General features: G+C 35.9%; 19 protein-coding genes and 1 tRNA gene. 1 reads left to right on the top strand and 19 read right to left on the bottom strand.

What is annotated here, in order from left to right; genetic code table 11:
- Positions 1-36: 36 nt before the first annotated feature.
- The 6 genes from AAA926_RS06435 to AAA926_RS06410 all read right to left on the bottom strand — a co-directional run bounded on the left by AAA926_RS06435 (position 37) and on the right by AAA926_RS06410 (position 6,970).
- On the bottom strand, positions 37-975 hold the full coding sequence (locus tag AAA926_RS06435; protein ID WP_338212159.1) for a nucleoside hydrolase: 939 nt from the start codon (positions 973-975) through the stop codon (positions 37-39).
- A gap of 9 nt (positions 976-984) precedes the next feature.
- Positions 985-1,941, bottom strand: coding sequence for an ABC transporter permease (locus tag AAA926_RS06430; RefSeq protein ID WP_046332576.1), 957 nt, complete (start codon positions 1,939-1,941; stop codon positions 985-987).
- Positions 1,938-3,086: an ABC transporter permease gene (locus AAA926_RS06425; protein WP_338212158.1), complete on the bottom strand. Its 1,149-nt coding sequence runs from the start codon at positions 3,084-3,086 to the stop codon at positions 1,938-1,940. The genes AAA926_RS06430 and AAA926_RS06425 overlap by 4 nt, the downstream gene beginning before the upstream one ends.
- Positions 3,079-4,614, bottom strand: coding sequence for an ABC transporter ATP-binding protein (locus AAA926_RS06420; RefSeq protein WP_338212157.1), 1,536 nt, complete (start codon positions 4,612-4,614; stop codon positions 3,079-3,081). The genes AAA926_RS06425 and AAA926_RS06420 overlap by 8 nt, the downstream gene beginning before the upstream one ends.
- A 74-nt stretch (positions 4,615-4,688) precedes the next feature.
- Positions 4,689-5,759 carry a BMP family lipoprotein gene (locus AAA926_RS06415; RefSeq protein WP_338212156.1) on the bottom strand — a complete coding sequence of 357 codons (1,071 nt, stop codon included), beginning with the start codon at positions 5,757-5,759 and terminating at the stop codon, positions 4,689-4,691.
- A gap of 119 nt (positions 5,760-5,878) precedes the next feature.
- Positions 5,879-6,970, bottom strand: a complete 1,092-nt coding sequence (locus AAA926_RS06410) for a BMP family lipoprotein (protein WP_338212155.1) — start codon at positions 6,968-6,970, stop codon at positions 5,879-5,881.
- A gap of 296 nt (positions 6,971-7,266) precedes the next feature.
- On the opposite strand from AAA926_RS06410, the gene AAA926_RS06405 reads away from it, so the two are divergent.
- Positions 7,267-7,797: a methylated-DNA--[protein]-cysteine S-methyltransferase gene (locus AAA926_RS06405; RefSeq protein WP_338212154.1), complete on the top strand. Its 531-nt coding sequence runs from the start codon at positions 7,267-7,269 to the stop codon at positions 7,795-7,797.
- A 61-nt stretch (positions 7,798-7,858) separates the two neighbouring features.
- Here the strand turns inward: AAA926_RS06405 and AAA926_RS06400 are convergent, their stop codons facing one another.
- The 13 genes from AAA926_RS06400 to AAA926_RS06340 all read right to left on the bottom strand — a co-directional run bounded on the left by AAA926_RS06400 (position 7,859) and on the right by AAA926_RS06340 (position 22,259).
- On the bottom strand, positions 7,859-8,512 hold the full coding sequence (locus tag AAA926_RS06400) for an HD domain-containing protein (protein WP_338212153.1): 654 nt from the start codon (positions 8,510-8,512) through the stop codon (positions 7,859-7,861).
- A gap of 286 nt (positions 8,513-8,798) precedes the next feature.
- Positions 8,799-9,632, bottom strand: coding sequence for a hypothetical protein (locus AAA926_RS06395; protein ID WP_338212152.1), 834 nt, complete (start codon positions 9,630-9,632; stop codon positions 8,799-8,801).
- 124 nt (positions 9,633-9,756) lie between these two features.
- A tRNA-Thr gene (locus tag AAA926_RS06390) sits at positions 9,757-9,829 on the bottom strand.
- 63 nt (positions 9,830-9,892) lie between these two features.
- On the bottom strand, positions 9,893-10,231 hold the full coding sequence (locus AAA926_RS06385; protein ID WP_338212151.1) for a heavy metal-binding domain-containing protein: 339 nt from the start codon (positions 10,229-10,231) through the stop codon (positions 9,893-9,895).
- Between the two features lie 73 nt (positions 10,232-10,304).
- Entirely contained in the window at positions 10,305-10,700 is a 396-nt protein-coding gene (locus AAA926_RS06380; protein ID WP_338212150.1) for an NUDIX domain-containing protein, read from the bottom strand.
- Positions 10,701-10,811: 111 nt separating this feature from the next.
- The gene (tyrS, locus tag AAA926_RS06375; protein WP_338212149.1) at positions 10,812-12,077 is read right to left on the bottom strand and encodes a tyrosine--tRNA ligase; all 1,266 of its coding nucleotides are present in this window, start codon (positions 12,075-12,077) and stop codon (positions 10,812-10,814) included.
- A gap of 271 nt (positions 12,078-12,348) precedes the next feature.
- On the bottom strand, positions 12,349-15,321 hold the full coding sequence (locus AAA926_RS06370; RefSeq protein WP_338212148.1) for an LTA synthase family protein: 2,973 nt from the start codon (positions 15,319-15,321) through the stop codon (positions 12,349-12,351).
- 35 nt (positions 15,322-15,356) lie between these two features.
- A complete protein-coding gene (locus tag AAA926_RS06365) occupies positions 15,357-15,977 on the bottom strand; it encodes a glycerol-3-phosphate acyltransferase (protein WP_198180077.1) in 621 nt (206 codons plus the stop codon).
- Positions 15,977-17,098, bottom strand: a complete 1,122-nt coding sequence (locus AAA926_RS06360) for an LCP family glycopolymer transferase (protein WP_265893060.1) — start codon at positions 17,096-17,098, stop codon at positions 15,977-15,979. The genes AAA926_RS06365 and AAA926_RS06360 overlap by 1 nt, the downstream gene beginning before the upstream one ends.
- A gap of 103 nt (positions 17,099-17,201) precedes the next feature.
- On the bottom strand, positions 17,202-17,768 hold the full coding sequence (locus AAA926_RS06355; protein ID WP_265893059.1) for an aldose epimerase family protein: 567 nt from the start codon (positions 17,766-17,768) through the stop codon (positions 17,202-17,204).
- 341 nt (positions 17,769-18,109) lie between these two features.
- The gene (locus AAA926_RS06350) at positions 18,110-18,397 is read right to left on the bottom strand and encodes a type II toxin-antitoxin system HicB family antitoxin (protein ID WP_187153967.1); all 288 of its coding nucleotides are present in this window, start codon (positions 18,395-18,397) and stop codon (positions 18,110-18,112) included.
- 184 nt (positions 18,398-18,581) lie between these two features.
- On the bottom strand, positions 18,582-20,015 hold the full coding sequence (locus tag AAA926_RS06345) for an MFS transporter (RefSeq protein ID WP_338212147.1): 1,434 nt from the start codon (positions 20,013-20,015) through the stop codon (positions 18,582-18,584).
- Positions 20,016-20,156: 141 nt separating this feature from the next.
- Entirely contained in the window at positions 20,157-22,259 is a 2,103-nt protein-coding gene (locus AAA926_RS06340; protein WP_338212146.1) for a BglG family transcription antiterminator, read from the bottom strand.
- Positions 22,260-22,295 lie beyond the last annotated feature (36 nt).

The raw sequence follows: 22,295 nt of genomic DNA, 5'->3' as shown, positions 1-22,295 counted from the left end.
AACGAATTCCGTCTTTTTTATATTATAAATAATTATTTACTTGCCACGTAATAATAGCTCATCAAATTTTTTAAAGAATAAATCTTTATTTGCTTTAGTTACCAAAGTAATTTCGCGTCCATTAGGATCATCTTCCATTCGTCCTGCAGCCAATCCCTGTGTAACCACCTTTACCTTGTGCTTTTCAGAGGCCAAAACGACTTCCGGATAAAGAGCACTAATTGTCGTTAATACATCCCAAAAATAAAGTTGCGAGCTTGGAATTGGGGGATTAACCAGCAGACAATAGCCTTGCGCAACCAAGTCTACAGCTGGATGTTCACGCAAACTTGCCCAATGCATTCTTAATTCATCAGTTAATGGTAATTCTTCACTACTTTCAAGGCCGATAATTTGCATAGGAATATTTGATTTCAGAACCCTATCAACAGCAAACGGATCCCAAAAGGCATTCCATTCTTGCGTACCATCAACGTTAACCTGAACAACATTACCATGACCATCAAGAGAACCGCCCATCCAGTATAGCTGCTCAATTTTATCCGCAATTTTAGGATTAGTATCCAGCGCACGAGCCAAGTCGGTTAAAGGTCCCGTCATAACTAAAGTTACAGGCTGACTTGCCGCCATAATTTTTTCGACCATATCTAAATGGGCAGGCTTTTCTGCCATTTTAGTAATCATTTTGCCAGATTGATTTAATAATGGTAAAAAATCAAATGAATAAGCAGCTTTACGCCATTCTTCTGGAAATTGGTTAACAGCCCGTGAATTTGACTTAGCAATTTCTATTTGGTCACCGCGTAAGTTAAATCGGTCCGTCATTTTACGGCATACTTCAACAGCCGGGTCAACGTAACCATCCGCATCAATTGCACTGACCCCAATTAATTTAATGTCTGGAGCCAATAAAAGTAACAAATATGATACTAAATCATCAATATTACCGTCATGATTAAAATAAATTTCTTTCATTATTCTTTCCTATTTTGACTTAATATAGTTCTGACCATCTGCTGCAGGAGCAACAGATTTTCCAAAGAACAAAACTAAAACTAAAATGGTAATTACGTAAGGAGCAATCTGCATATAAACAGCAGGAATGTGACTAAAGAATGGTAGCTGATTGCCAATAATACTGATACTTTGAGCAAAGCCAAAGAAGAGCGAAGCCATCATTGCCCCTAGTGGGTTCCATTTACCAAAGATCATGGCTGCTAACGCCATAAAGCCTTGTCCCACAATAGTAGAAACTGAAAAATTGCCTGAAATTGCTTCCGCAAAAACTGCTCCGCCAATTCCGCCTAAAAAGCCGGATATTAGCACGCCAGCGTAGCGCATACCATAAACATTGATCCCTAAAGTATCAGCTGCTTGGGGATTTTCACCACAGGAACGCAGACGTAGACCAAAGCGAGTTTTATACAAAATCCACCATAGTGCGATTGACACAATTATTGCCAGCCAGGCAGGTGCAGAAGTATTTTGAAAGAAAATTGGTCCAATGACAGGAATATTAGCAAGGCCAGGAAAACTAAAGTAGCCGAAACTCTGAGTAATATTTTCAGTTTGACCTTTATCATATATAGCTTTGACTAAAAACACTCCTAATGGTGGCGCCATAAGATTGAGGACAGTCCCACTGATGATGTGATCAGCGTGAAAATTAATGGTCGCTACAGCATGGAGCAGCGAAAACAATAAGCCAACAATACCTCCGACAAGAAGACCAATCCAAGGAGTTGCTTTACCAAAAGTAGAAGCAAAAGTTAGGTTAAACACAATGGCAGAAAAAGCGCCCATTGTCATTATTCCCTCAAGGCCAATGTTGGTAATACCTGAATTTTCACTATAAACACCGCCTAAAGCGGTAAAAATTAATGGTGCTGAATAGACAAAAGTCGATGACACAATTAAAGCTAAAATCGTAACTAAATTCATGAATTTTGTCCTCCCTGGGTCTTTGTAGAACTCACCGTAACGTTATGTGGTTCAGCTTCTTCAGTCGCTGTGTCTTTCTGAGTTTCTTTAACCCTTTTAGTTTTAAACAGTAATCCAATGACATACTGAATAGCAACAAAGAATATGATAGCAGCAATTACTATTGAAACAATCTCATAAGGAATACCGGCAATAGTCTGCATCCCTAAGCCACCAATTTTTAAAATTGAAAATAATAGTGAAGCCAGTAAAATGCCAACGGCCGTCCCGCCACCAAGAAGAGCAACGGACAGACCATCCCAGCCGATATCTAAGCTAGTTGTTTGGGTGAAATAATTTTGATATGTACCAAGACCTTGAACAACACCGCCTAAGCCGGCAAAACCACCTGATAATAGCATAGACAGCATGATATTCTTTTTGGCAGACATTCCGGCATAGCGACTAGCTGCAGCATTAGTACCAACCGAACGAATTTCAAAACCTGTAGTAGTTTTTCTCATTAAATACCAATATAAAAAAACTGCAACCAAAGCAATAAAAATACCCGCATTAATCCGCGAATCGCCAAACATGGAACTGAGCCAATCAATCTTCAAACTGCCGTTAGCAGTAATTGTTTTAGTAGTATCCGTATCAATGCGCAATTTTGCTGACATTACTTGCTGCATTAAATATTGACAGGAATAAAGCACAATATAGTTAATCATAATGGTTGTAATTACTTCGTTAGTACCAAATTGAGCACGCAGCCAGCCGGCAACACCGGCAACAAGTGCACCAGCAATAATACCGGTAATTACAGCCAGTGGCAGTAAAAATACTTTAGGCATGTTCGGATTAGCCAAAACTACCCAAATAGATGACAGCCAACCCGCTTGTGCCTGACCGGGCAAACCAATATTGAAAAAGCCAGCAGTAGAAGCAATGGCAAATCCAATAGCAGTGAAAATCAGGGGAGTTGCTTCACGAATCGTTTCACCTATGCCGTTCATGTTTCCTAACGCACTGGAAAACATTGAAGCATACGCTTGAAACGGATTGTAGCTCCAAACCAGCATGATGATTGCTCCGACTAAAAAGCCTGCCAAAATAGAAATGATTGGTACTAAGATTTTCTTGGTTTTTAGTGTTACTTTAAGCAAGTGCGCTGCCTTCTTTCTTAACGCCGGTCATTAATAAACCTAATTCTTCATCGCTAGTATTTTCTGGCTTGACTTCACCAGAAATTCTACCATCGTGAAGTACAATAATACGATCAGACAATTGCATTATTTCATCAAGCTCATATGATATTAACAAAATTGCTTTGCCTTGAGCTCTTTCGTTTAAAAGCTGATTATGAATATATTCAATCGCACCAACATCAAGGCCACGGGTCGGCTGAAACGCAATAACTAAATTACTGTTGCGACTTAATTCACGGGCAATAATGACTTTTTGTTGATTACCACCAGATAAATCACTCACAGGCATTCTTTCGCTGGTCGTTCTGATATCAAATTGCTTAATCAATTTCTGGGCATGTTCGTGAATGACATCGTAGTGCATGACGTTGTGACGTGAAAATGGCTCTTGATAATAAGTTTGCAGGGCTAAATTATCAGAAACCGAAAAAGGCAGAATCAAACCATATTTTTGCCGGTCTGCTGGAATATATGACACGCCCTTTTCGGTTATTTGCCGTACTTTATGATTAGTCATGTCTTCGCCGTCAATTATGATTTTGCCAGAATCAACGTGTTGCAAACCGGTTAAGGCCCTGACAAGTTCATCCTGACCGTTACCGTCAATACCAGCGACTCCCAAAATTTCGCCAGCATGCAAATTAAAAGATAGCCCTTTAACTACAGCAACATTTTGCTTGTTTTTTACATGCAGGTCTTCAACTTGCAACATTGTGCGTCCAACTTTTTCTGTGGGCTTATTAACCTGCATATTAACGTGACGACCAACCATCAATTCTGCCAGACGATTGTTATCAACGTTAGCAACGGCAAATGTGCCCACGCTTTGACCAGCACGGATAACAGTTACACGATCAGCTGCTCGTTCAATTTCTTCCAGCTTGTGCGTGATTAAAATAATTGATTTACCCTCTTTTGCGAGTTCATGCAGAATTTGAATGAATTCAGTAATTTCCTGCGGGGTTAAAACGGCAGTAGGTTCATCAAAAATCATGATGTCAGCACCACGGTAGAGAACTTTCAATATTTCTACTCTCTGCTGTTGGGCCACTGTGATCTCACTAATCTTTTTCTGAGGATCAACGTTTAAGTTATAGCGCTCAGATAAAGTTTTAATCTGCTTTTCAGCCTTTTTGAAATCCAGTTTAGGTCCCTTGGTTGTCTCATGACCCAAAATAATATTTTCCAAAACTGTAAAAGACTCCATCAACATAAAGTGCTGGTGTACCATACCGATACCTAGATCTTTTGCGATAGTCGGATTTTTAATATTAACCTTTTGCCCGCGGACTTTGATTGTACCTGAAGTGGGCTGAATCAATCCTGATAAAATACTCATTAGAGTCGATTTACCAGCACCGTTTTCTCCTAAAAGAGCCAATATTTCGCCCTTTCTTAAAGTCAGATTAATATCATTATTGGCTTTAAAACCATTAAAATCCTTCACAATATGGCGCATTTCTATTACGTTCGTCATATCTTCCATTTTATGTAAATTTCCTTTTTCGTAAAAAACTCTTTGCATAAATTTACACAAAGAGTTTTAATCAATAATTTACTTTAATTTTGCGCTACAGTAATTTTTCCGGAAACTATTTGTTGTTTGGCCTTTTCCACTGCCAGCCATGCCTTTGGTGTAAGGTTGCCCTTAGTAATGGAAACACCATTGCCTTTTAAGGAGTAGACAAGATGCTTTCCTCCTGGAAACTTCCCTTTAGCCGCATCGTCAGCCAAGGATTTAGTTGCAACGTTTAGTCCCTTCAATACTGAAGTTAAAGTAAAGTTAGCCTTTTTGCCATCCTTAGTTTTATAGTTACCTAGATTCTTCTGGTCAACATCTACACCAATTACCCAAACCTTGTTACTTTCTGGTTTAGTTTGATTTAGGGCCTTAGCTTCTTGAAAAACGCCGTTACCAGCATTTCCTGCAGCTTGGAATACTACATCACATTTATTAGCATACATTGACTGTGCAATTGATTTAGCTTTATCGTTTGAAGTAAAGTTGCCGATATATTGGACACTAACACTGATTTTTTTATGCTGAGCTTTAGCAGCGTCTCTTACGCCTTGCTTGAAACCAGCTTCAAAAGTATCAATAATAGCGGACTTGGCTCCTCCGATAAAACCAACTTTGTTAGTTTTAGTTGAATAAGCAGCAGCCACACCACCTAAATATGATGATTCGTTACTCTTAAAAGTTACTGAAGCCACATTTTTTTGACCAGTAATCACATCGTCAACAATTACAAAATTTTTCTTAGGATTCTTTTTAGCAGCAGCTTTAACCGAATCTTTTAACATATAGCCAATACCAAATATTGTTTGGTAACCAGACTTAGCAGCTTGATTAAAGTTAGGCGTATAGTCAGTAGCACTGCTAGATTGGAAATACTGATAGCCTTTACCTTGCTTGAGATTATGTTCTTTACCATAATCTTTAAAGCCGGCCCATGCAGCCTGGTTAAAGGACTGGTCGTTAATACCATTGCTATCAGTAATTAAAGCAATACTGTCTTTCTTGTTCTGATTGCTTGTTCCCTGCTTTTTTCCCGAGCAAGCATTCAAAACTAAAGTAAATGATGCCATTAAAAATCCTAATGACAAAAATTTCGTAAATTTCTTACCCATTAATTTTACCCTCCACAAAATACGAACTTTTCATAGTTAATATTATAATAAAATACGCATTAGTTCAAGAAATATTTTTTTGTGGTTGATTATAGGTAAAAATGTTGGCATATTGCGAACTATTTACTTGGATGAATTGGCACTTTGATATTACCCTTAATAATTTCTGTACGAGCTTTACGTGAATATTGCCAAGCTTTTTCACTAATTTGTCCGCGTTTGATCGAAACCCCGTTAGTTTTTAAACCATAAACCAGTTGTTGACCACCGGGGAATTTACCTTCATAAGCACGGTTAGAAATGTCTCGGGTTGCTACATTGACACCGGTAATTACAGAAGTCAAAACGAAGTTATCTTTTTTGCCATCTTTTGTCTTATAATTACCCAAATGAGATTGATCAGAGTCAACACCAATAGCCCAAACCTTTTTGGCAGCTGTTCTCGTCTGGTTAATTGATTTGGCTTCTTGGAACAAGCCATTGCCAGCTAATCCGGAAGCATGGAAGATAATATCAGCCTTTTTAGCATACATTGACTGGGCAATAGCTTTTTCTTTGTCGGAACTCTTAAAATCGCCCACATATTGATTTAACAGCGTGATCTTTTTATGCAATTTTTTGGCTTGATCATTAACACCTTTAGTAAAACCGGCATCAAACAAGTCTATAATATTGCCGTGAGCGCCACCAATGAAACCAATGACGTTGGTCTTTGTTTCCGTTGCTGCTACAACACCAGCTAAGTAAGAAGCTTGCTCACTCTTGAAATTGGCGGAGGCCACATTCTTCTGCCCCTTAATTACTTCGTCAACAATAACGTAGTTCTTTTTAGGATTCTTTTTAGCAGCAGCTTTGACAGCATCTTTTAAGCTATAGCCAATACCAAAAATTGTTTGATAACCAGCTTTGCTTGCTTGATCAAAATTGGGTTCAAAATCTGCAGCACTGCCAGATTGAAAATACTGGTAGCCATTACGTCCCCGGGTAAGATTATGATCCTGACCATATTCTTTAAAGCCTTGCCAAGCAGACTGATTGAAAGAATTATCATTAACACCAGCAGTATCAGTAATTAGCGCAATGGAGTGCTTAGCACTGCTGCTCGAATTACTACTACCTCCCTGCTTTTTACCTGAGCATGCTGTAAGCGCTAACCCTGCAGCAACTGCTACTGCACTAATGGAAAAGAATTTTCTAAATTTTGACTTCATCTTGTGACCTCCTAATTTTTTACACAGTAATTAACATACCACATCTGGTAGTATTGTCAAAAGTCCACTACAAGATAAAGTATTGATCTGATAGCATTCCTGTTTTTTCATGAAAACGAAACTAAGCTTTACTCATAATGTTTTGTATACCACAAATAAAAAAGTTGAAATTTTCGTATAGAACTGGTTAAGCTGCTAAATCTTCGGTCAGTTTTAGTGTTAAAATTGCAAACTTCTATTGTTCATGAATCAAGGTATAATAAACAGAAAAGTTAATTTGTTACGGAAGAAATAAAATGAAGTTATATCAAAATTTTTTCGAATCAAAATTAGGAACACTGACTCTTTTGAGTGATGAAAAAAATTTATTAGGATTATGGTTTAACGGGCAAAAATATTTTGGTGCCGGCTATGATTTGAGTGTTGCCGAAATTTCTGTAACTAGACCTATTGGGCAAGCTCAAAAATGGCTAACGAACTATTTTGCTGGCCAAACTCCTGATCCATTTGCTGTACCAATTAAACCCAATGTGTCTACTTTTAGTCAAAAAGTGCTCAAAGAACTACAAAAAGTACCTTATGGTGAAGTAACCACTTATAAAGAATTATCTAATCGCGTACAAAAAGGACAAAATAAGATAAATTTGGCGCGCGCTGTTGGCAATGCAGTCAAACATAATCCAATTAGTTTAATTATTCCCTGTCACCGTGTAATTGGCAGTGATGGGTCTTTAACTGGTTATGCTGGTGGCCTTGAACGCAAGAGGACACTGTTAAAAATGGAAAATCCCCAATTCAAATTTTCTAGGCAACTAGACTTGCTATGATTTTTAATGTTCGTGTTTTAAAAAAGAGCAAAATAAAAAGCCGCATAAGGCTATATGCAGCTTAAACATTCCATTCTGTCATAAATTCTTTAACATAACCACGCATAAATTCCGTTCTTTTTTGTGCTTCTTTTTTACCTCCAGCAGTATTCATTAGATCAGCCAAGTGAAACAGTTTTTCATAAAAATGGTTAATTGTTGTTTCTTTATGCTCACGATACTGATCATGACTTACCAGCTTTTGTGGTTTGATTCTGGGGTCGTATATCACATTGCCATGAGCACCGCCATATGTAAACGCACGGGCGATGCCAATTGCACCCAAGCTTTCAATGCGATCAGCATCTTGCACATACTCTCCTGATACTGGCAACTGATAATGATGCTCTATATTAGCGGAAAAAGACATATGTTGCATAGTGAATAAAATATCTTTGACTTCTAGGGAAGTAAAACCCACCTTAGGGAGCAGTTCTTTAATGTTGGCAAGAACCTGATCAGGATCAGCACAGATTTTTTCATCAATAGTATCGTGTAAATATCCCGCAGTTTGAATAATAGCCACCATGCGGCTATCTTCATGCGCATCGGGATTATCCTGCAAATACATTTTGCTGGCCAGATGAGCTACTCGTTGTCCATGATAAAAATCATGCCCTGTTTTTTCATTTTGCAGCTGCTCTTTAACAAAATCAGTTACTTTAGTTATATCCAAATTTATTTCCTTTCTAATTGTAAAATACTTTTTATAAAATTGATCATTTCCATAGAAGCTTTACTTCTATTTAGATAAATTTAAAGTCCTTTAGGCGCCAATATGCTTAATTACTTCTTACTTTGTAAATTGTTATTACCCTTTTATATTAAAAAAAGATAGACATTAAATATAGTAAATCATACTACTAATCTAACAGTCTATCTTATTTTATTAATTTAACCAATTTATTTTCTAACGAGCAAGCAAAGACGTTAAATCATCCCGCTTATCTTTTAACTCGTAATCAAATATTTAGCTTTTTATGGGCGGGCTTGAATTTATGACTCTTAGTAATTGTACCAATGTGATCATAAGTCACTGTTGCTCGTTTAAATTGACTTAAATCTTTGGTTTTAATATAACTAACAATCAATTCACCATTTGCGACATAGTTATAAAGGGGATAATAATTTTCGTAAGTATTTGTCCCATCAACTCTGAATTTAATCGGTGTACGCCCAATCCAAAAGCCTTTATGTTTTCCTTTGGCTTGACCATCTTGCTTCAAAGAAACAGTAAAGGTAGCATCTTCCTTATTACTATAAATAATATTTTCTTTAGTTAATGTCTTACCATATTGATGATCAGTTTCACTATAACCATTATAAGCATTGGCCAAAGATCCATTGTAATCATGAACTACAGCATGTCCTTTTTTAAACTTGTAGCCATAAGGCACCTGACAATATGCTGCTGGTATTATATATTTCTTTTTGCCATCTTTTTCCTTAATATTACTAATAAAGTAGCGTGTGCCGTTGATAGTTCCCGCACCTATAAAAATATCCCAATCATCAACTCCAGGATCGGATCTAGTTTCCAATAGTTTATGTGACGTTAAATGGCGATATGCTTGAACATTATCGCCAGGGACAAAGCTGGCGTACCATTTCCTCTTCTTAATGTAATGGACGCCAGACTTTTTAGAAAGCTTCTGCAGCTTGTTATAATCCTTGGTCGTAGCAACTGGCAGAGATTTTGCCAAAATAGGTTGGTCGCTTACGTCTAATGCAGCAAAACCGATAGTTAACATCGTACTTGCAATTAACATTTTCTTGAATAATTTAATCTTCTTCATAGCAAATAAACTTCCTCACTTAAAATCTATGTTAATAATTTTCCTATTATAAAATTTACGCCTTATACTATTAGTTATATAATTAGCCAGTAATTTAGGCAATATCAAAAAGCAAATTAATTAAAGCCACTTCCCAGATTTGAACTGAGGACCTCCTCCTTACCACGGCGGTGCTCTACCTCCTGAGCTAAAGTGGCAAATCAACAATAATAAAAAAGCATTCAACTTTCATAAAGCGAATACTTCAAATAATACTATATCTATTCGTTGTCTGCAATAAATCTTACGGCGGTGCCATAAGCAACAACAGATTGCATGTCCCCACCAATCGAACCTGAATCAAAGCGCATCATTACGATTGCGTCTGCTCCCTTATCCTCTGCAGCTTGACGCAGTCTTGCTAAAGCTTGACTGCGTGAATCTTCAAGCATTTTGGTATAACTGTGAATTTCACCACCAACTACGGATTTTAATCCTGCACCAAAATTTTTAACAAAATTTTTGGACTGAGTAGTCAGACCAAACACTTCACCAATAATTTCATATTTTTTACCAGGTATATTTTCGGTAGTAGTTACTAAAATTTCTCTGTGGGCCATTTTTACTCTCCTATTTGAACATTCGGATAAATATTTTACTAACATAATAGTATGAAATCACCGCATTTTTTTGTCAAATCAGAGTTACTATTTTAGCAGCTATTTCTGGCGGCATTAAATTAATCTTTGGCAGCTCTTTAATGACTACCCATTCTGGTTGATAAACATTATAGCTGCTCGAGCGCTCTCTTTCTTCACCACTGATTTTAGGTGCAGCAATATATGGGATTTTAGCATAAAAGAATTCTTCATACTCTTTTCCTTCGCATTTAAAAAAATGTATCAGGTCAGCTGACTTTAGGTGAATATTTAATTCTTCAGTTATTTCCCTGATTGTAGTATCTACTGGAGCTTCATTGTTTTCTGCACCACCACCTGGTATTACCCAGTAGTTACGACCATTTTTTAATCTGTGAATCAATAAAACAGCCTTATTTTCTTTATTATAAAGTATTACCCGTGCACGCATTTTATCCTCCTCTTTAAATACAGAACAGAAATTAAAGTGCTTTTTATTATACACTTTATAATTTACAACTAAAAATAGTCTGTTGCTATCTTTGCAACAGACTGTTTTAGACTAATCTTTAATTGTAACTAAAGTATATTTTCTTTTACCTTTGCGAATAATGACATATTTACCATCAAATGCCTTAGAAGGATCAACTTCAAAATCTACTGACTGCTGGCGGTCACCATTCACATAAATTGCTCCATTGGTAACATCTTCTCGAGCCTGGCGCTTAGAGGGTTCGATTTTGGTGTCAACCAAGAAGTCTACAATATTTTTGTTCTGAGATGTTGATTCAGCTGCAGGTGCACTCTTTAAACCCTGCTTAATCTGCTTAACTGACAGATTTTTAATATCTCCGGAAAACAAAGCATCTGTAATCATTTCTGCTTCTTTTAAGCCTGCTTCTCCGTGAACGAATTTTGTTACTTCTCTAGCGAGCGTCTTTTGCGCTGTCCGCTTCCACGGTTCAGCTTTTACTTGCTCCGCCAAATCATCGATTTCTTCATGACTAAGAAAAGTAAAGTACTTCAAGTACTTAACAACGTCACGATCATCCTGATTGATCCAGAATTGATAAAATTCATAAGGGCTGGTTTTTTCTGGATCAAGCCAAACAGCTCCACCAGCAGATTTACCAAACTTGGTACCGTCAGCTTTCAACATTAATGGGATGGTTAAGCCAAAAGCCTGCCTATCTGATCCCATCAATTTATGAATCAAATCAATCCCGGCTGTGATGTTGCCCCATTGATCACTACCACCAATTTGCATTTGAACGCCATAATTTTTATTTAACTGGTAGAAATCAATGGCCTGTAAAATCTGGTAAGAAAACTCGGTAAAGGAAATACCATTTTCTAAGCGACTGGCAACAACGTCTTTATTGATCATGTTATTAACTTGGAAGTGCTTGCCATATTCACGCAAGAATTCAATTAAACTTAATTTATCAAGCCACTCGGCATTATTAACAATTTGAAAGTTATCAGTCCCAAATAATTTTTCCATTTGCTTAGTCAGAGCCACTTCGTTTTCATGCAATTTTTCTGCACTAAGGAGTACTCTCTCTGACTTACGTCCAGACGGGTCACCAATTGTTCCTGTACCGCCCCCAATCACAATTACAGGGTGATATCCAGCCAGTTGAAATCTTTTCAAAATCATGAAAGGAATAAGATGCCCGATATGTAGTGAATCACCAGTAGGATCAGTGCCGCAATAAAGAGCTAAGTTGTCGTGATCTTGTAAATATTTGGTCAGTCCAGCTTCATCAGTCTGCTGGTTAATCGCTCCACGCCATTTTAAGTCTGCTAAAATATTAAAATTTGCCATCTTTCTTCCTCCAATAAAAAAGTCCCTAGATTCGTTTAGGAATCTAGGGACGACTAAATACTTTTTCAGCCGTGGTACCACCCACGTTCGCACTTTAACGACAAGTGCCTTAATGACGGTCTTTACGGGAACCACCCAACTTGTATTTCGCTACCCTTGACCTGTCTAGCTCACACTAACCGCTAGTTCTCTGAACGCTGAATCAAGCTGCTACTTAAATTTGTTATAAATGATAATACTCATTTTTTCTTAATAAGTCAATACAATTTTGTTACTTATAAAAGCCTTTAATCTTTAAGCCATAGGCCTTCCCAGCTGTCATGTCATATTGAATAGCCTCATAATCGGCTAAAACTTCCTGCTGTTTCTTAGTCAAGTATTTCGGTTCTATTACTTGTCCTTGGCGTCCAATTAACTCAAAGCCTTTATCGCCTTTAAAGTTGATTGTTATTGCCGGTAATTTCTTATGAACTTCAGTCAACAGAGCCTGGTAAGGAGTAACTTTCGAATCTGTCTGTTCCAACATCATTGCAATAAAGTCACTTGAGCTGACGAAATTATTAGCCTTGCGTGGCAGTCTTGTTTTAGCACCGTGTTGCCGTGCATACTTGTTCGAATAGATAAAGTAACGCGTCGAGTGCATTTGAACTGGATATTTGGCAGTATAACTTTGAGAAAGAATGCTTGGGTAGTGATCACCGTAAAAGACCAAGGTAATTGGCTTTTTAATCTTATCTATCTGCTTGATGAATTGTTTCACAGCTTGATCAGTATATTGCGTGCCTTTGACATAAGTGGCCATCTGATCGCGGACAGCAGGAGACTTAAATAATTCTCCCGAAATCTTGCCCATATATTCATTATTTGGATACCAATTATTATATGGCATGTGATTTTGAATTGAAATCAGGTTAATAAATTGACCACCGTTACGTGAATTGATTTCTTTTAGACCATTTGCGTAAGTCGTAAAGTCTGAGTTATAACCACTCTTTCCTAATTTCTTTTGGTCAATAATCTTATATTTCGAACCCAAAAAGATAAACTTGTCAAATTTAAACCTATGATAGTCTTCTTGTCTGGAGTAATACGTTCCAATAAACGGGTGGACTGCAGATTTATAATCAAAATTCATCCCTATTGTAGGATAGAAATCATAATTAGGTACCACTTGAACGTAAGGCGTCAAGGTAGATTTAAACATTCCCATGTTTAATCCAGTTAAAGTTTCCCATTCCATGTTGGCAGTACCACCGCCATAACCAGCACTAAGCATGTTGCCGTATGTCGAACGGGACTTCATTGATTGAATAAATTTAACTGGATTTGGAACATCACGGTCAAGCCTAAAAGTAGGGAAAGTACTTGGATCAACAAAACTTTCACTCAAATTAAAGACAATAGTTTGATCTTTAAGAGTATTCTTTCGCTTCTTATTTATCTTGGCAGCAACTTTTTCATATTTATTGTTTAACTGCTTGATACTTGTTTCCGAATATCCTTCAGGCTGATCCATAATTTGCAAATCAATATAATTCAAGAAATTAAGTACAGGACCATTTACCTGGATATCACGCTCTGGATTACGGAACCTTTGTTTATTATCAAAGCCGCGATTAATATGATAGATAACACCACCGTCATGGTTAAAGCGCAAAGGTGTGACAAATAATAATAAGCTTAAAAGTGCCCAAATACCACGTCTCTTCCATGATCCGCGCTTTTTAACAGGGAATTTTAACTCTAAGAAAATATCAAGCGCAATAACTACAATAAGTGCAATTAAAATTACAATGACAGTAGTCTTACCGATCATTGGAATTAAGGTTTTCCAATTGACAATTTCGCTGATTTCAGTTGGATAAATTGGTTCACCACGAAGTAAGAGCTTAATCTTATTGGCAACAGCCCAACCAATCGCGATTATGCTGACTAAAATGTTCGAAGTCCAATAACGAGTGGTTACAAAGTAAAAGACAGAGAATAGCGCATCTAAGAAGATGGTAGTCAAAATCATGGCAAAAAACTTGGTGCCCAGAAGATAAACTATCGCATTAATTGTAGAAGCAGTACTAATTTGAATTCTTAAGTTATCAGATTCAATTAGGAAAGAACCAAAACTTAGAATATAAAACCAAGCCCAAGTAAGCAAATTAACCCTGTTAGTAACTACAAACTTAGTAAAGACTGCCCATACTTTTTCGCATACCTTAGCTAAATTAGGTTCGTTATCTAAATAATTAATTATTTTCGCAAACGGATTGATTTGGAATAAATAGCGCTCAAGTAACTGATACCAAGCAATCACAATTAGCAACATAATAATAAGCATTATCAACTTATTAATCATTGATGAGCCAGTAAAATGGAATGCTCTCATAAATCTTGGTGAAATTGGCGAATCCATAATCATAATTACTGGAATAAAGAAACGCATCTGTTTTTTATTAAAAGTCATAATAACTTTTTTAAATAACAAGAAAACAGCTACTACCAGTAAAAACATGAATGGAGACGAAGGATTGTTTAAGAACTCCCTGTTCCAATCACCACCTCCGTTACCGGAAATAATTTGTGACCAGTAAACAGCATCGAACCCAGAAACACCGATTATCACAATGAAGAAGGAAAGAAAACCACTAATTAAAGATAGAGTTAACAATTTTTTGCCAATATGGACATTAGCTAAAAACATGCCCCAAGCAAAGAACAAAACCAAGTAAAGACCATATAGCGAATATTGAAATGACAGGTTGCCAGCACTTAAAGCAAAACCGAGTAGGGTTAATAAACTCAACACCAGGAGATTTTGCTTAATTGTCAATTTATGCAAAAAGTCATACAAATGTGGCTGAATTAACAAACAGAAAATCAAACCAGAAAACAAAACAGATGTACTGGTAATGATCGGAAACAGCATCCCCCATACACGCCACATATTAAAACGAGCAGGAACTATAAAGAAAAATAAAATGTAATAGACGATTAAGGTCACACTGGCTAATAACCAGTATTTAAAACTTTCGCTAACACTTTGTTTTTTCTTACTGTAAACAGCACCAAATATCATGGGAATAATCATTAAAGTCGCATTATGCAACATATTTGGCATAAAACGGACAAATGAAAAGTGTGCTCTAGCAGCAATTCCCTTCAAGTTGAACATTTGGACCAGCATGAACAGAGTTGCTACCAGCAGACAGATTATCTGGATGGCTTTTAAAGATTTTTTATTTTTATTCATATTTCTAGTTATTTTCCTCACTAAAAATGATGCTATTAATTATCACGCTTAATACCCAACTTTTTCTTAATTGAGTATAAAACATCCACCCTTTTTGCCTTTCCGGCAAAAAAGTCACGAAGATCATATCTAAATTTATAGACCATAACCATCGTCATAATCAATAATACAATTCCGGCTTCCTTAGTTGTTAAAAATTCATATAAACTGAACAATATTATAAAAATTATTGGTGGAACCGTCAAATTTTGTAATATTATCAACAGGAAAAAGGCAATTAACAAAGTTACTGCGGCTAGCGGCGTATCATATAGCGCTGCTACTATCACAGCGACCGTTACACCCTTACCACCATGAAAATGTTCCCAAAAAGGAAAGCAGTGGCCTAGCATTAAGCCCAAGCCTGCATAAAGCAAAGCAATATTATCTGAGAAAAAACAGTGTACTATTAAAAGGCAAATAAGAGTTTTTAGTATATCGCCAATACAAGTTAATATACCCCATTTTTTACCAAACACAGCTCCGACATTTGCAGTTCCCGGATTACCTGAACCCACCTTTGTAGGATCTTGATGCAAGGCAAAGCGACAAATCAAAACCGCAGTAAGAAGGCAGCCAAACCCATATCCAATAATGATTGACCACAAACGCATTATCAATAGTCACCTTCTTCCTGGTAACTTTGATCTTGATAGTCCTCATATATGTGATATTCTTGGCTATCAGGGTTTTTAAAACTGAAGCCATCAATTTTATTACGCTTATTCTGATAAGTTTCATTATTATTTACAGCTGCTTCAGATAAACCAAGTTCTGCTCGTAAGTAATCTGATACTCGTTGTAATTCTTTAGTAGATTGCACCTGATAAGAAGAGCCATCTATTGTGGCATTGTGTCCATGAAGATAATCATTTTTTACGTTTTTAGTAGAATCACGATAATTGAAGGCGATCTGACGCAATGCATCAAAGGGTAAATTAGTTTTAAGATTCCCCGAAACTGACGACAATACTGAATCAATGCGCGTTAAAGTATTAATTGAAACTGATTTCTTTATGATAGTAGTAATCACTTGACGTTGGCGCTTTTGACGACCATAATCACCTTCTGGATCATCATAACGCATTCGTGAATATGCCAAAGCACCACCACCACCCATGTGAGTCAGCTGATTTTTCTTAAAAATATAACCACCATATTCAAAGCTCAAAGTAGGCCTAATATTAATACCACCAACATCACGGATGAGGCGCATAATGCCCTTCATATTTACTAAAACATAGTACTTAATTGGTACATTGACTAACTTGGACACGCTTTTCATCGACATGGCAGCCCCACCAATGGGATAAGCTGCATTTATTTTTTTAACTTGAAATTGGTCAGCACCGACCATTTGAGCCATAGTGTCTCGCGGAACCGACATTAAGGTATAGCGCTTCTTTTGTGGATTAACAACAGCAATAATAATGGTATCGGTGTTGCCTATCTTGTCTTTACGGTCAAGTGCTCCAGTATCGCTACCCATTAACAGCACTGCAAATTTTTTCTTACCGTTGAATTCACCATTTTTAATCTGCACACCGTTTTTAGCATCGTATGCACTATCTACTGTATCTTTTGTGCGAAAATAAATATATGCTGAATACACACAGACTGCCACAGCCAAAAACGCAATAAAACATAATAACCACGCTAAAACACGCCTTTTTTTATGGTAATCTTTTGCATGTAATTCAACCCGACTTTTATCCGGATGATTATCGTTGTGATCCATAACTTTTACTTACCCAAATTTTAATTACAATGAGTACATTATAGCAAAAAAAACAAGCCACTGCCGGTTTGCCTATTGTATCTTATTAAAATCATTAATTTATTTAATTCAAGGCTAGGGTTAATCTTAAATCTTCGTCACTGTCACTAGCCAGCGTAGCTGCATCATATGCAGCACTAATCTGGTCGTTCTCAGCCGTTAACGTAAAGTTAGCAGAAGCTATAGTTAAATTGCTTTTATCTTTGCTTAATACAATTTCGTTAGCATTAGTATTCACTTTCCAACCCGAAAAAACTGGTATCACGAATTTAACTGAAAAAGGCATATCTTTATGAGAATTATTTTTCAGATAAAATTTTATGCCAATTCCATTTCCTTCTAACGCGTATGTTAATACAGCTTCAAAATGAAACGGGAACTTTTTATAACTCGAATTATCATCAATCAAAGCCAAACTAACACGTGAATCTCCCTTGTCTACAACTGTCCAGGGCAGGATATCTGCTAGATTTTCCTCTAGGTCAGCTCCTCTAAAAATAACTTCTAATGCTTTTTGCGCGTCAACATCTTTCAAATAATCAATTTGACTATTCAGGGCAATCAAGTTAACTAACCTGGCACCCTTTTCAGAAACCGCCACGCGCAAAACAGAACTTTCAATTGTTTGCATAATTTACTCCCAAACTTTTTCTCTTTCAAAAATAGCACTCAAATAGTGTTATTGTCAATTTGATCAGAATACAAAATTATTTGCAATTTCAACTTTTTATTTCAATCAAATTATTGAAAAATTATACTTAAATTTTCAAAACATGATATAATAATGTGCTTTTTGGATAGCATTTTAATTTAAAGTTTATTTTAAAGCATTTTTACCAAAAGAAGCCAAATTTATTAGCAAAATTTATTTAGATATATTATAATTAACTTGTTCCCGAGAATTATAATAAAGTTTTTGGAACAAGTTAATAAAAAGGGCATCCCAAGAAATTGGGGTGCTTTTTTTATATATTATATTTCGTAATTAATGCGATCACGCGAAGCTTCGGTTAGGTCTGCAGAAACTGGTGCAACAAATGAGCCATCATCTGGCAATTCAATATCACTAACCTTGCTGACCTTGGGTAATACTGCTTTATTATAAAGGCGACTGGCAAGAGTGTCAGCTGCCATTTTCATTGACTCACGCAAGCCCTGCCCTTCAGTTATTCCACCTTTAACATCAGGGAAACTAATTACATATATATCATTTTCCAGTGGCTTAAAAATAGCTGGATACGTCACAACTTTATGGTTCATCCTAAACCTCCTCGTTTTGCTCTTTCCTTCTATCATAATATACCCAAATTGCCAAAAAGAAGAAATAATTATTAAAAAATTATTTTTTAAAATAAAAAAGAGTTGGATTTTATAATTTTTGAGATAACTACAAAATCTAAAAAATTTGGAGTCATATCAATTTGCAACACTTTTTTATATTTAATTATTTATTATTTTTAAATAGTCTCCATCCACTCAGAAGAACGGTAATTAAACAAATTATCATTGAAATAATAAAGACCACATGCATACCATAAATAAAAATTTCAGGTTGCTTAGGTAGATAAGCCGTGACTCTTGCCCCTTTTGCGTTGCTCATTGCCGCAAATAATACCGTCGTAGCACTTGATATACCAATGACCATTCCAAGATTACGAGAAAGGGAATTAATACTGCCTGCAATGCCTAAATCTTTTTGTGCGACTGAACTCATAACTAAAGAATTGTTTGGGGAACTGAATATGCCACTGCCCAATCCCATAATTGCAATACTAATTATGAACAGCCACAAAGGTGAGTTCAAGTTGCATAATGTATAACCAATCTGACTGATTAACAATAACACCAGACCAATAAAAGTAATCAACTTAGGACCGATTTTATCAGATATAGAACCTGCAACCGGGGCAGCAAATAATTGAACTACAGGTAATATCATTAAAATTAAACCGGTTTTCCCCGGTGACAAGTGACGGGCATTTTCCAAATAAAAAGGAGTGACCACATTAAAGAAAAAGTTAGTAATAAAAATTAATAATGCACAAAGCAGACTAACTGAAAAATCAGGATTTTTGAATAATTTAAATTGCAATAATGGGTTTGCTACATGATTTTCAACGTAAACAAACCAGATAAAACTGACCAGACCCACTAGCAACATTAATAAAACCGGTAAAGAACTAAAGCCAAGCTGCTGTCCTAAAAAGATCCCTCCAAACAAAGTAATCATACCTAAAGCAAAGCTGAAGGAGCCGGCTTTATCTAAAGCAGATTTAGTAAAAGTAATGTCCTTAGGCAGGAATATAGCCCCAATTATTGCAGCTATCAGGCCAACAGGAACATTTAACCAAAAAATATAAGACCAGGAAAGGTGACTTAAAATTAAGCCACCAAGTCCGGGACCGGCAATGGAACCCAAAGCAACAAAAGAGCCGATTGTACCTAATGCCTTTCCTCTTTCAGTAGCCGGAAAAATTTCAGTAATGATTCCATTATTAGTAGCCATGGTCATGGCAGCACCAAAAGCCTGCAGTGCCCTGGCCAGCAATAAAAATATTAGATTAATTCTAATTCCTGATAAAAGCGATCCGGCAATAAAGAATATAGCTCCTAGGCGAAAAACCTTTATTTTGCCGTAAGTGTCACTTAATTTGCCAAAAAATAAAATAAAGCTGCAGACTACAATCAAATAAAGCGATACCACCCATTCAGATTGACTCATGGGGATGTGTAAGTCCTTACTGATCACTGGCAAAGCAATATTAACTATTGTACCGTCTAAAGTTGACATGAATGTAAAAAGTCCCACAGCAACTAATATCCACCAGCGATTTTTTTGTACCTTTTGATTAGATTGGTAGTTTAACGTTTGTGCCATTTTAATTCTCTCCATTTCAAAATTTAGTTAGGTACCTTAATAGATTGAATTATACACCTTTTTTTCTATCTGCCAAATAAAAAAGCGACCACTTATTATGTAGTCGCTTATCCTGAGTAGCAGGTGAATAATATAAGTAATCTAAATTGACAAAAGTAACTTACGAACCTCTTGCGGACTATGAGCGGTAAGCAAATGCTTAACATTATCCGGATTTCTAACTATATCAACTAATTGTTCTAAAGCTCTTTCATGTTCTCTTTTTTGTCCTGGTGACAAGATAAACATACAAACGATGGTAGCTTTTTGCTGGCGAATTTGGATACTAAGAGGCTTATCCAATAAAATTAACGATAGTCCTACTTTTTTATTACTATTGCTTGGCGCAGCATGAGCCAAAAAAATGTCATTGGAAATAAGCATATATGGTCCATACTGCTTAATCAACTTAACAATCTTTCCAAAATAATCATTATCGACTATATTATTTTTTTCCAGTAATTGACAGCCCATTTTTAAAACTTCCTGCCAATTTAAAGTATTATTATGAACAAATTTAATTCTATCAGCAGGTAATAAATTGCCTAAAGTTGGTAAGCCAAGTTGATTATTTTCATTAATTGCCGGTGAAATAAACTTATCAAGACTTAACCGTAAACCGTTAACGTCTTTCACATCTGCATATTCGTTAATAATTGATAAAAGATTGCTTACTGTACTTTTATTATGTTCAATTTTCTGCGGAACTTTTTGACGGAAAAAATTTTCGATAATACTCTCATCATGCTTAGTTAAGACTGCTTTAACTTTGATAACCGGAATTGGATAAATCTTTTCCGGCAATATAGCAGTACTAATAATTAATTTTGCTTGATATTCATGTTTAAAAATCAGTGGTAAATCTCGAATTTCAAGTGGCAGCGAAAATTTAATTAAAGGATACATTTTACTGAGTTCATGATAAAGCATTGCTGATGTGCCAATTCCACTTGTGCAAACAACCAAAACTTCAGCCAGTGAAGCCCTTTTTATTTTATCCTTGTTTGATATATCTTGATATCCCTTAGTATTAACTGAACCAAAATAAAGACATATTAGTGCTACTTCTTCACTAGGTAATCTTTTTTGTAAATATTGCTCTAAAGGTGCACAGGCAATTGCAGTAAACTTAACCAATTCTGGATATTGACGCTTAATTTCATTAACTTCACTAGAAGAAAATGGTATGTCAAATTTAACTCTAAAAAATGTAGCATATAAATGGTTACATAAAACTTTAGTAAACAATTTGTAAGAAATTTTTTGTTCTGTTAATTGCTCATAGCGAAAAATTATTTCCTGAGCTATTTGATCTAAGTCCTGATATAAAGAATCATTTACACAGTTGACTTCAGTGGCTTGCGAGCATAAAACTATTTTACTTAAAAAGACCACTTCACCTTCAGTGATTTTTTTACTTGTAAGAAGATAGAGCAGATATTTACAGTTAGCTAAAACATTAGTTGTATTGTTAGCTATCCAATCGTAATCAGCTATAGTTTTAACATAACGATCATTTTTAATTCTTGAATAAATAAATACCAAAAGATAAGCCAGTTGTTGAACAGAATTTTCAGAAAAATTCATTTGGAGATTTTGCTGAATATCCTCAACTAGCTCTCTAGATTTAGATACCGGAAAATTCAAGCGTTCTATATACTTATAAACCAATTTATTATGCTGCATCAATAATTCATAAATAGTAATGCGAATAGCTGACTCACTGCAATTTATTTTATGTCCTAGGTGTGAGCTAACAATTTTTAGTCTTGGGAAATATTTATTAACTGCTTTAAAGTCCTTAATAATTGTATTACGAGAGCAATTGAATTTTTGTGCCAATTTGTTAATTGAAAGATATTTATTCTGATCTATCAGCAATAAAACAATTACAGTCCGACGGTCTAAAGCATCCAAAGGTACTTCCAAATTATGAGCTGACGTTAAATCACCTATATTAGAACCAGCTATTATACTTTTTTTGGCCTTATCGGTTATCTTATATCCGTAACGTGGCACATTAATTACTTCATCAAGATGGTTCTGTATTAGCGTATTATTGATGGTTTTTAACCAATTAAAAGCTGTTCGGCGCGAAATCTTAAACGTTTCCAGAATCTCTTTTAAACTCACAAAATCCGGTGCTTGAAGTAAGTATTTAAAAAGCCTGCTAGCCGGCGTCATGGCATAATCACTTGTTGCCATGTTAATCACCCTTTAAATTTAGTAACATAGCAATTC

The sequence above is a fragment of the Lactobacillus juensis genome, assembly GCF_036246285.1.
In the GTDB taxonomy this organism is placed as follows: Bacteria; Bacillota; Bacilli; order Lactobacillales; family Lactobacillaceae; genus Lactobacillus; species Lactobacillus juensis.
Note: the sequence above shows the minus strand (reverse complement) of the source record. Positions and strands in the feature narration are given on the sequence as shown.